The 14,618-nt window shown below is 62.5% G+C and carries 10 protein-coding genes; 3 read left to right on the top strand and 7 right to left on the bottom strand.

The window, feature by feature from the left end; genetic code table 11:
- The first annotated feature begins 304 nt into the window (after nt 1-304).
- On the top strand, nt 305-3,388 hold the full coding sequence (locus tag AC0KTM_RS25200) for a replicative DNA helicase (RefSeq protein WP_238955365.1): 3,084 nt from the start codon (nt 305-307) through the stop codon (nt 3,386-3,388).
- Between the two features lie 40 nt (nt 3,389-3,428).
- On the opposite strand, the gene AC0KTM_RS25205 is transcribed toward AC0KTM_RS25200, so the two are convergent.
- The 4 genes from AC0KTM_RS25205 to AC0KTM_RS25220 form a co-directional block, all read right to left on the bottom strand.
- Nucleotides 3,429-4,463 carry a fused (3R)-hydroxyacyl-ACP dehydratase subunits HadA/HadB gene (locus tag AC0KTM_RS25205; protein ID WP_225327723.1) on the bottom strand — a complete coding sequence of 345 codons (1,035 nt, stop codon included), beginning with the start codon at nt 4,461-4,463 and terminating at the stop codon, nt 3,429-3,431.
- Nucleotides 4,464-5,106: 643 nt separating this feature from the next.
- Nucleotides 5,107-5,796: a TetR/AcrR family transcriptional regulator gene (locus AC0KTM_RS25210; RefSeq protein ID WP_374109673.1), complete on the bottom strand. Its 690-nt coding sequence runs from the start codon at nt 5,794-5,796 to the stop codon at nt 5,107-5,109.
- A 5-nt stretch (nt 5,797-5,801) separates the two neighbouring features.
- The gene (locus AC0KTM_RS25215) at nt 5,802-8,684 is read right to left on the bottom strand and encodes an MMPL/RND family transporter (RefSeq protein WP_238955367.1); all 2,883 of its coding nucleotides are present in this window, start codon (nt 8,682-8,684) and stop codon (nt 5,802-5,804) included.
- Complete coding sequence (locus AC0KTM_RS25220) at nt 8,681-9,103, bottom strand: MmpS family transport accessory protein (protein WP_374109672.1); 423 nt, start codon at nt 9,101-9,103, stop codon at nt 8,681-8,683. The genes AC0KTM_RS25215 and AC0KTM_RS25220 overlap by 4 nt, the downstream gene beginning before the upstream one ends.
- A 452-nt stretch (nt 9,104-9,555) precedes the next feature.
- On the opposite strand from AC0KTM_RS25220, the gene AC0KTM_RS25225 reads away from it, so the two are divergent.
- A complete protein-coding gene (locus AC0KTM_RS25225) occupies nt 9,556-9,759 on the top strand; it encodes a cold-shock protein (protein WP_009952110.1) in 204 nt (67 codons plus the stop codon).
- Between the two features lie 322 nt (nt 9,760-10,081).
- Here the strand turns inward: AC0KTM_RS25225 and AC0KTM_RS25230 are convergent, their stop codons facing one another.
- Both AC0KTM_RS25230 and AC0KTM_RS25235 read right to left on the bottom strand, forming a co-directional pair.
- A complete protein-coding gene (locus tag AC0KTM_RS25230) occupies nt 10,082-10,711 on the bottom strand; it encodes a hypothetical protein (RefSeq protein ID WP_472416986.1) in 630 nt (209 codons plus the stop codon).
- A 65-nt stretch (nt 10,712-10,776) separates the two neighbouring features.
- The gene (locus AC0KTM_RS25235; RefSeq protein WP_225327727.1) at nt 10,777-11,415 is read right to left on the bottom strand and encodes a TetR/AcrR family transcriptional regulator; all 639 of its coding nucleotides are present in this window, start codon (nt 11,413-11,415) and stop codon (nt 10,777-10,779) included.
- A 108-nt stretch (nt 11,416-11,523) separates the two neighbouring features.
- On the opposite strand from AC0KTM_RS25235, the gene AC0KTM_RS25240 reads away from it, so the two are divergent.
- Nucleotides 11,524-13,266 (top strand): CocE/NonD family hydrolase, encoded by a 1,743-nt coding sequence (locus AC0KTM_RS25240; RefSeq protein WP_225327728.1) that lies wholly within the window; start codon nt 11,524-11,526, stop codon nt 13,264-13,266.
- Between the two features lie 217 nt (nt 13,267-13,483).
- On the opposite strand, the gene AC0KTM_RS25245 is transcribed toward AC0KTM_RS25240, so the two are convergent.
- Nucleotides 13,484-14,482 (bottom strand): amidohydrolase family protein, encoded by a 999-nt coding sequence (locus AC0KTM_RS25245; RefSeq protein WP_225327729.1) that lies wholly within the window; start codon nt 14,480-14,482, stop codon nt 13,484-13,486.
- Between the last annotated feature and the right edge of the window lie 136 nt (nt 14,483-14,618).

Genomic DNA, 14,618 nt, shown 5'->3' on the forward strand with positions numbered 1-14,618 from the left:
AGAGATTCTTGTCCACACGATTTTCATGGCGTTGTATGGCCGGTATCTGCAGTGATGTCCTGGCCCTTTGCATTAATCCACAGGTTCTCCACACCCCGCTCAACACAGGTGTCGATGTATATGCACACACGATGCACAGGTTCATGAACAGCACCCCGTTTACCTAGTACCCAGCAACGTCTAACGTCGTCCCGGCGCCGGGCGTGCGGGTGCTCTGGGGCGAAGGTGTCAGGACCTTGACCTACCCTCAATGTCGGCTATCGAATGTATGTTCGGATGAGTGGATCACGGGAGAAGGGAATCCATGGCGGTCGTCGATGATCTGACGTCGGGCATGGATGCATCGTCGCCCAGCGAGGACTTCGGGCGTCAGCCACCGCAGGACATGGCGGCAGAGCAGGCCGTGTTGGGCGGCATGCTGCTGAGCAAGGACGCCATCGCCGACGTGCTCGAGCGGCTGCGGCCCGGGGACTTCTACCGCCCCGCGCACCAAAACGTCTACGACGCGATCCTGGACTTGTATGGGCGTGGCGAGCCGGCCGACGCCGTCACGGTCGCCGCGGAATTGGACCGCCGCAGCCTGTTGCGCCGGATCGGTGGCGCGCCGTATCTGCACACGCTGATCTCGACGGTGCCCACCGCGGCCAACGCGGGCTACTACGCGACCATCGTGGCCGAGAAGGCGCTGCTGCGGCGCCTGGTCGAGGCCGGCACCCGGGTGGTGCAGTACGGCTACGCGGGCGCCGAGGGGGCCGACGTGGCCGAGGTGGTCGACCGCGCGCAGGCCGAGATCTACGAGGTGGCCGACCGGCGCACGACGGAGGATTTCGTTCCGCTCGAGGACCTGCTGCAGCCGACGATGGACGAGATCGACGCCATCGCGTCGAACGGCGGTGTGGCGCGCGGCGTGCCAACCGGTTTCACCGAACTCGACGAGGTGACCAACGGTCTGCATGCCGGGCAGATGATCATCGTGGCGGCCAGGCCTGGAGTGGGGAAGGCCCTGGCGTTGGATACGCCGCTGCCCACGCCGACCGGGTGGACGACGATGGGCGATGTCGCGGTCGGTGACGAGCTGCTCGGCGCCGACGGGAAGCCGACGCGGGTGGTCGCCGCCACCGACGTGATGCTGGGACGGCCGTGCTACGAGGTGGAATTCTCTGACGGGACAGTGATCGTCGCCGACGCGGCGCATCAGTGGCCGACCACCCGCGGCATCCGGACGTCGGTGCAGCTGCGCGCCGGTGGGGACGCGATCGTCGCCCCGGGGTCGACGTCGGGGCTCGCCGGGCACGGGGCTACCGCCGCGGTGTTGGCTCCTGTGCTGCAGGTCGAGGCGGTGCGCCGGGTGGACAGTGTTCCGGTGCGCTGCGTGCAGGTCGACAATGGCGCACGGTTGTACCTGGCTGGCCCGGGCATGGTGCCGACACACAACTCCACGCTGGGGCTGGATTTTTTGCGATCGTGCTCGATCAAGCACCGCATGGCGAGCGTGATCTTCTCGCTGGAGATGAGCAAGTCCGAGATCGTGATGCGGTTATTGTCGGCGGAAGCGAAAATCAAACTCGCCGATATGCGTTCGGGTCGCATGAGCGACGAGGACTGGACGCGGCTGGCGCGCCGGATGAGCGAAATCAGCGAGGCGCCACTGTATATCGACGACTCGCCGAACCTGACGATGATGGAGATTCGCGCCAAAGCGCGTCGGCTGCGGCAGAAATCCGACCTGCGTCTGGTGGTCGTCGATTATCTGCAGCTGATGTCGTCGGGAAAGAAGGTCGAGTCGCGGCAGCTAGAAGTTTCCGAATTCTCGCGCCAGCTCAAGCTTTTGGCCAAGGAGCTCGAGGTTCCCGTCGTGGCGATCAGCCAGCTCAACCGTGGTCCCGAGCAGCGCACCGACAAGAAGCCCATGCTGTCTGACCTTCGGGAGTCGGGATGCCTTACCGCGTCGACGCGGATTTTGCGTGCCGACACGGGCGCCGAGGTGACCTTCGGCGAGTTGATGCGCACGGGCGAGCGTCCTTTGGTGTGGTCCCTGGACGAGCGACTGCGGATGGTCGCGCGCCCGATGACCAACGTGTTCCCGAGCGGTCGCAAGGAAGTGTTCCGGCTACGGCTGGCCTCCGGCCGCGAAGTGGAGGCCACCGGCAACCATCCCTTCATGAAGCTCGACGGTTGGACGCCGTTGGAGCAGCTGCAGGTTGGCGACCGCATCGCCGCGCCGCGGCGGGTGCCGGAGCCCGTCGACACCCAGCGGATGGATGATCGCGAAGTCATGCTGCTGGCCCACATGATCGGTGACGGGTCGTGCGTTAAAAGACAACCGATACGGTATGCGTCCGTGGACGAGGCGAACCTGGTCGCGGTGACGGTCTCGGCCGCGCACTTTGGTGTAACCGCGGTTCGGGACGAGTATCCGGCGGCGCGAGTCACGACGCTGCGGTTGCCGGCGCCGGAGCGCTTGACCCATGGCAAGCGGAATCCGATCGCCGCGTGGCTCGACGGCCTAGGGTTGTTCGGCAAGCGCAGTTACGAAAAGTTTGTGCCGGAAGCCGTCTTTCGCGCGCCCAACGACCAGGTGGTGCTGTTCCTGCGTCACCTGTGGGCGACGGATGGCTCGGTTCGCTGGGACGCCAAGTCGGGCCAAGCAAAGATTTACTATGCGTCCACCAGTCGTCGATTGGTCGACGATGTTGCACAGCTGCTCCTGCGTCTTGGAGTGCAGAGCCGAATCACGCGAATGCACAAGGCGGGGTACCGCGACTGCTGGCATTTATGGATTGACAGGGCAGGGAATCAAACAGCGTTCTTGACCAAGATCGGCGTCTATGGGGCGCGCGGCACTTCTGCCCAGTTTGTGCTCGAAAAGCTGCAATCGCGCATTCGCCGCCCTGGCGGTGACACGGTGCCCGTTGAGGTTTGGGGCAAAGTAGAGGAAGTTGTAGCTCGCAAGGAGCTTACTAGCGGCGAACTCAAAGTTGCTATGAAGACGCGCTTCTGCAAGTCCCGGTTGCAACATGCACCGGGGCGGTCACTGCTCCATAGGATGGCAGCATTGCTTGAAGACTCCGAAATCCATGCTCTCACGACCAGCGATGTCTATTGGGATCGGATCATCGAGATTACCAGCATCGGCGAGCAAGACGTATATGACGGAACTGTAAGCGACACACATAATTTCGTTGCAAATGGGATTAACCTACACAATTCTTTAGAGCAAGATGCCGACATGGTGATCCTGCTGAACCGTCCGGACGCGTTCGAACGGGACGATCCACGCGGGGGAGAGGCGGATTTCATCCTCGCCAAACACCGCAACGGCCCGACCAAGACGGTCACCGTGGCCCACCAGTTGCACCTGTCGCGGTTCGCCAATATGGCGCGATGACAATGGTTTGTGGTGCCGGCGCCTGCGATCCCAGTAGACGTCAGCGGAAACGGATGTTCAACGTCGCCAGGCCAAAGATCTTGCGGCCGGCCGACTTTGCGCCGACGATCACGACTCCGGTGCGGGTTTCCGGGTCCAGTGACTTGATCCTGCCGCTGTATTCGATGTCGGCACCCTCGGTGGACGACACGACCACGGGCTGGGACAGCCGCACCGCGTAGCGGGTAACCGCACCGGGATCGCCTGACCATGCGGAGCCGAATCCGGCACCCAATGCCATGGTGAGCATTCCGTGGGCGATCACGTCGGGCTGTCCCGCCAGTTTTGCGAGGTTCTCGTCCCAATGAAGCGGGTTGGCGTCGCAGGCCACCCCCGAGTAGTTCACCAGGTCGCCGCGCGACAGTCGCGCGTGGTGGACCGGTAATTCGTCGCCGACCTTCACGTCATCGAAGGACGGCGTCCCCGGGGTGCGGCGCGTGCCTCCCGGCGCGACCCGAACGTCGTCCGCCGGGCGCACCGTCTTTTGGTAGTCCGCTTCGGAGTAGTCGATGCCCGCGAGATTCACGTCGTGCATCATCACTTGCTGCGCGACGGTCCTGATCCCCGGATCGACATCCTCGGCAGTGACGCCGACGACGGTGGTGTGCAGGGTGTGCACCCGCTCGCCGGCGGTATCGGTGAATGTATTGGTCACCGTGATCAAGTCTCTGCCGGCGATCCTGCGCACCGATGACAGTTCGACATCAATGTGCAGCTCGTCGCCGGCCACGATCGGTCGGTGCTGCTCGAAGACTTCTTCGGTCTGCAGATACATCTCGTAACCGATGACGACGGACTCGAACAAGTGCCGATTGGCGGCCATCGCCGGAGCCGACGTGAAGGTCAGCGGAGCCACCAGGTCCGAATAGCCCAGCTCAGCGGCAGCGTCGAGTTTCCAGTGCGCAGGGTGATAGTCCTGCACGGCACGGGCGAACTCGCGCACCTTTTCACGGCCGACCAGGTACGTGTCGTCGATCTGGTAGAAGTGACCGACCCGCGCTTCGAGTGCTGACGCTTCTGCTGCTGCTGCTGTCATATTTGCCCAACTTTTCTGTCGGCCTGTTCACGGAAGGCGACCTACGCACACTAACGCGGCCACACCAGGCCACCGGAGGCCGCAACGCGGAACAACATCGCTCGAGTGAGTCACCGCTAGCCGACCCTGGCCGATGTCATCGACAGACTCGACGTCGACCGCATTGACGACCACCACTGCGTCGCTACCCAGTTGGACACATGAACGTCAACCGCTTTGCGGGCGTCTCTGGCTCACACGTAGTAGAGGTGCGCGTTGTGGGATCTGCGGCCGCGAGCCTTCGCAACTGTGGACAATCGCGCGGTTCTAGGACCCGCCACGAAGATGAGATAAACCCGTCCGCCATTTTGATGAGAATTCTGCAACACCGCAGGTGGCATGGCCGTCATCCGTCACGCGGTTTGAGAACCTAATGGCATCGGCGATGATCCCCCTCCACCGCTGCCAGCGGATAATCGTTGTCCCGCAGCCAATTCAGATACTCGGCGGAGCCGAAGCGGTGGTTCCGCCCTGGGTGCTATTACGCCAAGGCGTAGGCGGGCGGTTGGTTACGGCGCGCGGCTGTTCACGCACGACATGATCGGTTCGAGTCGGTGACGAAACTAGTCGGCGGCGGTCCGCCGAGCGGTCAACCTGCGCGGGACTACTTTGCGCTCGCGCCAGCAACCTTGGTATTCGCCGCGCAAACGGCAGGCAGAATCAGCGTGTCGATGACTTTCCGGACGAACTTCGCGTCAACGGTTTGACCGCTGATGACCCGCATCAGCCCCATTCCCGTCAAGGTGTCGGCGATAAGGGACCAATCCCCGTCGGGCGCGACCTCGCCGCGGGCCGCGGCCTGCCGGAGGATGGCCGTCACCACGCGCCTGCCCTTGAGCAGCATCAACTCGTCGAGGGCTGATGCGAGTTGGTGATCGTGTACCGCCTCCATCGCCACTCGCAGCACCAGATCACTGGAGATCAGGTCGTCATCGGCGCGCGCCACACGTTCAACCAGCGCGTCGAAGTCACCGACAAGGCTGCCGGTGTCTGGGGCATCATCGGCGATGAGGTCGGGTCGCCAATACACAAGCGCATCGGTCATCAACGCGGCCTTCGACGCCCAGCGGCGGTATATCGCGGCTTTACCGACACCCGCTCGCGCGGCGATGTCGTTCATATTGGTGTTGTTATAACCGTTTTCGGCCAATGCGGCCAGCGCTGCATTGAGGATCGCGGGATCGCGGGATCGATCGAGCCGGCCTTCGGTGCGTTGGCGCAGTATCGATTTCGTGTCTGGCAAGCATTCCGCTGCAGCGACCGACTCCGTCGCCAGCTTGCCAGGCCCGGTCAAGGCGCTCACGTCCTTGCTGTCGCAAGGGGCGCGGTGTCGTGGTCGGCAGGCCTTGGTTCGGGTTCGCTACGGCCATGCCTGGTGATCTCAAAGGTGTTGAGCGGCCACCAGAACCAGCGACCCAGCGCCGCAGCGATCGATGGGGTCATGAACGCCCGCACGATCAACGTGTCGACGACCAGGCCGATGCCGATGGTCATGCCGAGCTGACCGACCACGCGCAGGTCGCTGACGATCATCGCCATCATGGTGAAGGCGAACACCAGGCCGGCCGCGGTGACGACGCGTCCGGTGGCCCCGATGCCACGGATGATGCCCGTGTTGAGCCCGGCGTGTATCTCTTCCCTGAAGCGCGAGACCACGAGGAGATTGTAGTCCGAACCCACCGCCAGCAGGATCACCATCGACAACGGGATCACGATCCACTGCACGCCCAGCCCTAGGATGTCCTGCCAGAGCAGCACCGATAAACCACATGCGGTACCCAAGGACGCGGCGACGGTGCCGACGATCACGACGGCGGCCACCACACTGCGGGTGATCAACAACATGATCGCGAAAATCAGGATCATCGCGGCGATGATCGTAATCATGAGGTCGGTGACGACGCCGTCCTGCATATCGGCATACAGCGATGCCGTGCCCGCGAGTGAGACCTTGGCATTGCTCAGCGGGGTGCCCTTGAGGGCGTCTGCGACAACATTTTTGAGGCCTCGGACATGGTCGATACCCTCCACCGAGGCGGGGTCGCCCTGGTGGGTGATGATCATCCGGACTGCTTTGCCATCGGGCGACATGAACATTTTCATGCCGCGTTTGAAGTCCGGGTTGTCGAACACGTCTGGTGGCAGGTAGAAGAAATCGTCATTCTTGGCCTGGTCGAAGTACAGGCCTATCTCCGTCGCGCCCTTGGCGAGTTCCTGTTGCTGGGCCTGGGTGCCGGCCTGGGTGCTATGGGTCGCGATCATGAAGTCGCGCATTTTGGTCATCGAGTCGATGGTGTTCTGCAGCACCGGCAACATCTGCGGCAGCAAATGATCCAAACGATCCAAATCGATAGTGAGGCCTTGTATTTGGTCGGCGAGTGCGTCGATCCCGTCCAGTGTGTCGAAGATTGACCGCAGTGACCAGCAGATCGGGATGTCGTAGCAGTGCTTTTCCCAGTAGAAGTAGCTGCGAATGGGTCTGAAGACATCCTCAAAATCGGAGATGTTATTCCGCAGTTCGTTGGTGGTGTCCACCATCTCGTGGGTCCTGCCAACCATGCTGTGCGTGGTTTCGGTCATCTCCTTGGTGATGGTGTACATGCGTTGCATGTTGGCGATGGTCCTGCTCAGCTCGTCGGCCTGTTCGAGCATCTGCGCCGAGCTGTCGTTGTTGAACTTCGCGGCCTGCAGGGTGCCCGCGTTTTGCGCACCGAGCAGGAATGGGATCGAGCTGTGCTCGATCGGTGCGCCCAGGGGGCGGGTGATGGTCTGTACTCGATCGATGCCCCGCATGCGAAAGACGTTCTTGGCGACCTTTTCGATCACGAGCATGTCCGCGGGCGTACGCAGGTCGTGATCGGCCTCGAGCATCAACAGTTCGGGGTTCATCCGGGCCTGGGAGAAATGCCGGTCCGCGACGCCCATGGCCTGGTTGGCGGGCATATCGGCGGGGGTGAACTTCTGGTCGTTGTACTGCGGCACATAGGTCATCAGGGCGACGAAACCCACGACGGCAATCACGCAGGTCACCAAGACGATCGGAATGGGCCAGCGCACCACGGACGTGCCGACCTTGCGCCAACCCGGCGAGGAGACCACGTTGTGCTTGGGGTCGAGCAGACCGAATTTCGACGCCACCGTCAGGATCGCGGGCGCCAGTGTCAGGGCTGCGGCGATGACCACCCCAACCGCGATCGCGCAGGGCAGACCCATGGTCTGGAAGTAGGGCAGCGTGGTCATGGTGAGGCACAAGCAGGCACCGACGATGGTCAGCCCGGAACCCAGGATGACGTGCGAGACACCGCTGTAGGCGACATAGAACGCCTCTTCGGAATCGAGGCCTTTCGATCTCTCCTCGTGATATCGCCCGAGTAGGAAGATCACATAATCTGTCCCGGCGGCCAAGGACAGCATGGTCACCATGCTCACCGCGTACGGGGTCAAGCCGATGATGTTCAGGTTGCCCGCCGTGGCCGTAATACCCTGTGCGGCAAATAATTCCAGGCCGATGATGACCATGGACACCAGCATCGTCACTACGGAGCGGTAGACGATGAGCAACATCAGAATGATGACGGCGACCGACACCACCTCCATGGTGGCCATGCTTTGATGCCCGGCCACGCTGGTGTCGGCGTTCAGCACGGTATTGCCGGCGACATGGGCCTTGATACCCGGCGGCGCTGGTACCGAGGCAACGATGTCACGCACCGCCGCCACCGACTCGTGGCTGGGTGTCGTGCCCTGGGGGCCATTGAGGAAGATCTGCACGTAAGCGGATTTGCCGTCCACGCTCTGAGAGCCCGCCGCGGTCAGCGGATCACTCCAGAAATCCTGGACGCTTTGCACGTGCTTGTGATCGGCTTCCAGCTTGGCGACGATCTTGTCGTAGAACTTGTGCGCGGCATCGCCGAGCTTGTCCTTGCCCTCCAGCACGACCATCGCTGTGGAGTCCGAATCGTACTGCTGAAACACCTTGCCGATGTGCAGCATCGCCTGATACGACTGCGAATTGGTGGGGCTGATGGGCACCGAACGTGTCGCCGCGACGGCATCGAGCGACGGGGTCAAGATGCCCAGGCCCACGGCCACGAGCACCCAGAACACGATGATCGGTAACGAGAAGATCCGAACCATTCGACCAATGAACGGGCGATGGGGCTTCATGTGCATGTTGCTCATACGGATTTCACCAAGCAGTAGATGAACGGTTTGATGGTGTCGGTGCTCGCCCTGCTGTCACGCACCTGGCCGTCGACGGTCACCTGACACCGAAGATCGTGGGTGCCCCGATCGCCCTGGGCCAAGATGTTGGCCGACATCGACGGCAGCGTCGTCACGATCGTGAATGACCAGGGCAGCGGCGCATTTTCGATGAGATGGGGTTGGCCGTTCTCGTCGAGGTAGTTGAGATTCGCGGTCCCGCCCGTCCCGGTGATCTCGTACCTGATGTGCTTCGGATTGAAGTTTGCGGTAATTCCGGATCCCTCCGCCAGATTCGGGCCGTGATGGCTTGTGGACTCGCGAATGCGGGTAATCGCATACGCGCCTAGCGCCACGACCACCACCAGCAGCAGCGGGATCCAGAACCGCCTCAACACTCGAAACACCGCGTGCGTTCCCCCAGCTTTCGTTGCGTTCAGTCCAGACGCAGGACAGCCCCGTTCAGGCGAGAAGATGACCTGCCAAGCGATGCGAAACTCGGGTTCCGAGTCAGCGACGGTGGCTACGGTAACACCGTCGCGTCAACCACGCCAACCGACCAGAGCGGCCTTGACATGGTGGCGAGCTGTATGAGCAACGGAGCCGTGATCGCATGGCCTCCACGTCGGTGGCGTTCAGTTGGTGACTCGTCGAGCGGCACGTAATGGAGTCGCCATCCACGATGCATTTGGGGACCTACGGTGACGTTCCCCGCGGAAATCCTGTCCGGTGGGTGCTCCCGCCGCGACGCCACCGTCGAAGACGGATCTAGAGAAACCTAATCGTGGGGTAGGCTGAAGGGCGAATGTGTTCTGCATTCGCGAAAGTAAACGAAAGAAGTACAAGAAATATGACGCAAGGAACCGTGAAATGGTTCAACGGCGAAAAAGGCTTCGGCTTCATCGCCCCCGATGACGGCAGTGCGGACGTCTTCGTCCACTACTCCGAGATCCAGGGCGGTGGCTACCGCTCACTGGAGGAGAATCAGCGGGTTCAGTTCGAGGTAGGACAGGGCGCCAAGGGCCCCCAGGCCACCGGAGTGACCGCGGTCTGATCTTTACGTAATCTGTGGGCCGGCAAGGGATTACCCCTTGCCGGCCCACAGTTCGTTTACGGCCGGTGCTGTGTCTGCGCCGCCTGATCGCCCCCGCTATTCCAGGCAGCTGGTAGCGGCCGTTGGGCGGTGAACGAAACCCGTTGTAACGCAGCTGGCTCCCGCCGGCCGTCACATACCCACGTCCTATGTCCGTCGAATTCTGTTGACGGAAAGGTCTTTTCGGCAAAGTATCAGGCGCGTGGTGAAATTTCGCCGAGGCAGGACCGCCGAGGTCGCCGCAACCGGGCGTCGAAATCGCGGCGCTAGCCGTGCAACCGGCTCACTGCGGCGGCGGTGGTGCTTCCCCACAATCGGTGAGCCTCGGCGGGGAAAACGTCACCGAGCCGACACCGCCGAGGGTCATACCGTTGTCCGCGAGCGTCATGGTGGTTGTGTACGGGCAGGTCTGAATTCCGGTTAGCCCGGTCAAGAACTCGACCTCGTAGGCGTACAGGAACGAACGCACGAGCTGGTCGGCATTCCACGGCACATCCAGCGCGAAGCCGAGGGATGACGCCGAACGTGCTCCGAGGACCCGTGGTCCCACTTCGCCGATCCCTGGTGTCAGGCGGAACGGGGTTCCGTCCTGCTTCGTGCCCGACACACTGCCGCTGCGGATGCGGTAACCGGTGGCGCCCGAAGGTACGAGCGGGCCTCTCGGGATCTTGGTGCTGAACAGAATCGAGTAGTTCGTACCTCCGGCGATGGCCGTTGTGCTGAAACTCGTCGAGGTGAATTCCTGGGGTAGCTGCACCGCGCAGTTGCCGACCATGCCGGATGGATCGCTGCACTCCGAAGGCTCGGCCAACGCGGCGGGTACGACGAGCGCTGCGCCCACGACGGGCACCGATAACGCGGCACCCCGTATGAATGCGCGGCGGGAGAAAGCGTCGTTGATGATGTCGGTCAATGCGACCGCCCCCTTTGTGGTGTAGGCCCGACGCTACCTTTCCAACCCCATATCGGGCGAACACCTCACCCGGCGTGATCGGTTATCGGCAACCCCGATGTCAGCACGCTTTGGATCGCCGGCGCAGCGAGCGCGACCAGTGCCTCAGTGTCCGCACTGGCGAGCACGGGAACTCCGACGATTCGTCTTCCGACGACGATGCCGACCAGCATCGAGGACGCCAATCCGGCGCGGAACGCCGCGTCGTGGTGCTGAACGGGACGTGAGCTGACGCCTTCCAGCAGCCGGGCTTGAAGGAACTCGCGCAATTGCGCGGCCGCCTGTTCGTTGACGATGGCCCCTCGAAGCATCGCCATGAGCGGCTCCGAATCTTGCGGCGCCCCTTCCCACACGCTGAGGAATGCGCGGACCACCCGTTCGCCGAGGTGTTCGTCTGGTCCGTCGAACGCGGTGCTCAAGTGTGCCAAGGCTTCCGGCGAAATCGACATGACGGCGGCGAACAACTCGTTCTTCGATCGGAAGAACTGCATGACCAACGAGGCGTCGACGCCCGCATCGGTCGCGACCCCCCGGATGGTCGTCGCGGCGAAACCGTCGCTCGCGAACCGGGCGCGCGCCGCCTCCAGGATGGCTTGGCGGGTAGTGCTCCTGCCCGGCCGACGCCCGCGGCGCATCGCGGACGCTGGCGTGCTGTTGGGGGCCATGCCGTCAAGGTACTGGTTCCGGCGCCTTATCTCAACGCATGTTGATTTTTGGGCGGATCGGTCTTATGGTCGAGAAGGTTGGATGACGCGGATTGCGAAAGGATCCATATGGCTGAGGTGGAGAAAGTGTTCATGCCGTCTCAGCCTTTGGAACCGGGCGAGAGGTTCGGGGTGTTGAGCGGGTTCGATCCGGGCACGCGCACCCTGCCGGCGGGGTTTCAGCTGGCGCCGGCGTTTCGGACCTTGCCGGTCGACATCGTGTTGGAGAAGGATGTCGCGGTCACCTTGCGTGACGGCGTGACGATCTATGTCGATGTCCTGCGGCCGGTGGGCGCGGAGAAGGTGCCGGTGATCGTGGCATGGAGCCCGTATGGCAAGGGCGAGGGCAGCGCGCCGGCCGCCATGGGGGTTTTCAGTTTGGTCGGTCTGGACAACGCGATTGTGTCGGGTCTGCACAAGTTCGAGGGGCCCGACCCGGCGTATTGGTGCGCCCACGGTTATGCGATCTGCAATCCGGATCCTCGAGGGGTCACCGATTCCGAGGGCGACAGCGTCTTGTGGGACCGCCAAGAGGGCCAGGACTGCCACGATCTGATCGAGTGGCTGGCGGCCCAGGAATGGTGCACCGGCAAGGTCGCGATGAGCGGGACCTCCTATCTGGCGGTCTCGCAGTGGTTCGCCGCGGCCGAACAGCCACCTCACCTCACGGCGATCAATCCGTGGGAAGGCATCAGCGACGTCTACCGCGATCTGGTGATGCGCGGCGGCATGCCCGACACCGGGTTTGCCCGGCAACTGCAGGACAACAGCTACTGGGGCAAAAGCCGCAAGGAGGACGTCCTCAGCGAGGCTGATCGGTATCCGCTCGTGAACGAGTTGTGGGAGAACAAAATTCCGCAGTTTGACCGGATTGCGGTACCGGCTTACGTGGTGGCCAGCTATTCCAACACCCTGCACACCGCGGGGACGTTTCGGGCCTGGCGGCGGATGGGGTCGAAGGAGAAGTGGCTGCGCATCCACAACAGTCAGGAGTGGCCCGATTACTACGACGAGGCCAACCGGGAGGATCTGCGCCGGTTCTTCGATCACTTCCTCAAGGGCGTGGACAACGGCTGGGAGCAGACCCCGCGTGTCCGATACGCCCTGCTCGATCTCGAAGGCGGCGACCAAGTCAATATCGCCGCGGATCAGTTTCCGCCGCAAGGCGTTACCTACACGAAGTACTACCTCGACGGCGCGTCGCGCACGCTGCACACGCAGGCACCCGCTGACGAGTCGGCGGCGATGTATGACGTGGAAATCAACCCGGGCCTAGTCTCTTTCATCGTTCGCTTCGACGAGCAGACCACGATGGTCGGCTACCCGAAAGCGCGGCTGTGGGTCGAGGCGGACGGCGCCGACGACATGGACCTGTTCGTCTTCATTCAGAAGCTGAACGCACAGGGGGCTCCTCTGCAGGAGTTCACCGTGCCCAACCATGGCGCGAGGGTCCACGACGTCACCGAGCGGGGCGCCTCGATCCTGCGGTACAAGGGCTCCAGTGGCCGGCTACGGGTGTCGATGCGGCATCTGGACGAGATGCTGTCGACCGACGAAGTCCCGGCCCACAGCTTCGATCGGGTCGAGAAGCTCAGCCCCGGTGAAATAGTCGACGTTGAGATCGACCTGCTGCCGATCGGTCTGGTGTATCACCCCGGCGAGCAGCTCCGGCTAATCATCAGTGCGCAGAACCTATTTGGCACATGGATGCCCGCACTCCGTGAATACATCCCGCAAAACAGCGGGCAACACATTGTCCACACCGGAGGATTCCGCGCCTCGTACTTGCAACTGCCCGTCAAAACGGTTTGATGACCGGTCTGGTGTAGGCAGGAATGGAGCCGCTGCAGGAACGATGTTGATCTGCAGACGAATTGGGGACGCTGGGACCATGGCGACGAAGCGGGTTGTGGAATTACGTCCGGCAGATGTCGCGCCGCTTTGCCGTGCAGTGCCTGCGAACACTCAGCTGCTTGGCAGTCACATTGGATCCGCTACTTGATCACCAGCAAGAGCGCACAATTTGCTGTCAGATACGCAACAGCGCCTCGACGTTACCGTGTGCGATGGCGTGCATTTGCTGATTGGAAAGCCCTGAGTCGGTGAGGAATTCGGTGACATTGTCACGCTTAACGTAAGGGAAGTCCTCGGAGTAGATGATCCGCTCGGCGCCCAGTTCGGCGACGACGTGGTCGAGCTGATGCTGGTTGAACATTCCCGAGGGAGTCACCCAGATTTGTTGCCGGTAGTAGTCGCTGACGTCGCGGTCGCGGCCCTTGCGTACCAGCGCGAAGGTTTCGTCGAGTCGTTCGAGCCAAAATGCCATCACTTCTCCCCAGTGCCCGCTGAGCAGTTTCAGCCCCGGGTGGCGGTCTAGCGCCCCGGACAAGATCAGCCGGATCATGTGGATACCGGCCTCGGCGTGCCAGCCGAATGCGGGTCCGGAGAACATCAGCCCGACGGCGGCGGACCAGTCGCCGAAGTAGTAAGGCCCAGAGACCTTTGGGTGGGGCAGCCCGGGATGAACGTAGATCGGCAAGCCCACTGCCTCAGCCGCTGCAAGTATCGGATCGAAACGGGAGTCGTCGAGGAAGAGTCCGTCGAATGTGCCCGCGATCAACGCACCCACGAAGCCGAGGTCGCCGACACAGCGCCGGAACTCCTCGGCTGCTTCGACGGGATCATAAAGCGGGAGCGTGGCGAATCCCCGGAATCGGTCGGGGCGTTCGGAAATCTGTTGTGCCAGTTCGTTATTTACTTGGCGGCACAGCACTATCGACTCTGGGGCGGGCAATGAGCTCGGGCTGCCGTTGCCGTGGGAGACGACTTGGACATCGACACCGACGGCGTCCATATGCGCCAGCCGATGCCCACCAAGCCGGGCCGCGGCGTCGGGGTCGTCGTTGAAGACCGAACCGAATTCAGCGAGCTCGTCAAGCGGCAAGCCGCTGGGTGGCCCACCCAGCTGCAGAACGCGCTGACTTACCTCGGGGTGCTCAAAGTGTTCCTCAACGGTGATAATGCGCATTCGGTCGGCTCCTTCGACTTTCGTAACCCGTTCAGGTGTGGGCGCGGTCATTGCGGCCGATGGTTCTCGGCCTTGCTGATCCACCATCGGTCTATCGACGCAATTGCGTTGTCCACGACCATGCCACGATCGCGGC

The organism is Mycobacterium sp. NTMscope_Eco_3, assembly GCF_976985685.1.

Excerpts from the sequence above, each read along its gene's own strand:
- AC0KTM_RS25215 (WP_238955367.1), bottom strand. The coding sequence starts at position 8,684 with ATGAGCAACATGCACATGAAGCCCCATCGCCCGTTCATTGGTCGAATG.
- AC0KTM_RS25245 (WP_225327729.1), bottom strand. The coding sequence starts at position 14,482 with ATGCGCATTATCACCGTTGAGGAACACTTTGAGCACCCCGAGGTAAGT.
- AC0KTM_RS25240 (WP_225327728.1), top strand. The coding sequence starts at position 11,524 with ATGGCTGAGGTGGAGAAAGTGTTCATGCCGTCTCAGCCTTTGGAACCG.
- AC0KTM_RS25225 (WP_009952110.1), top strand. The coding sequence starts at position 9,556 with ATGACGCAAGGAACCGTGAAATGGTTCAACGGCGAAAAAGGCTTCGGC.
- AC0KTM_RS25200 (WP_238955365.1), top strand. The coding sequence starts at position 305 with ATGGCGGTCGTCGATGATCTGACGTCGGGCATGGATGCATCGTCGCCC.
- AC0KTM_RS25235 (WP_225327727.1), bottom strand. The coding sequence starts at position 11,415 with ATGGCCCCCAACAGCACGCCAGCGTCCGCGATGCGCCGCGGGCGTCGG.
- AC0KTM_RS25205 (WP_225327723.1), bottom strand. The coding sequence starts at position 4,463 with ATGACAGCAGCAGCAGCAGAAGCGTCAGCACTCGAAGCGCGGGTCGGT.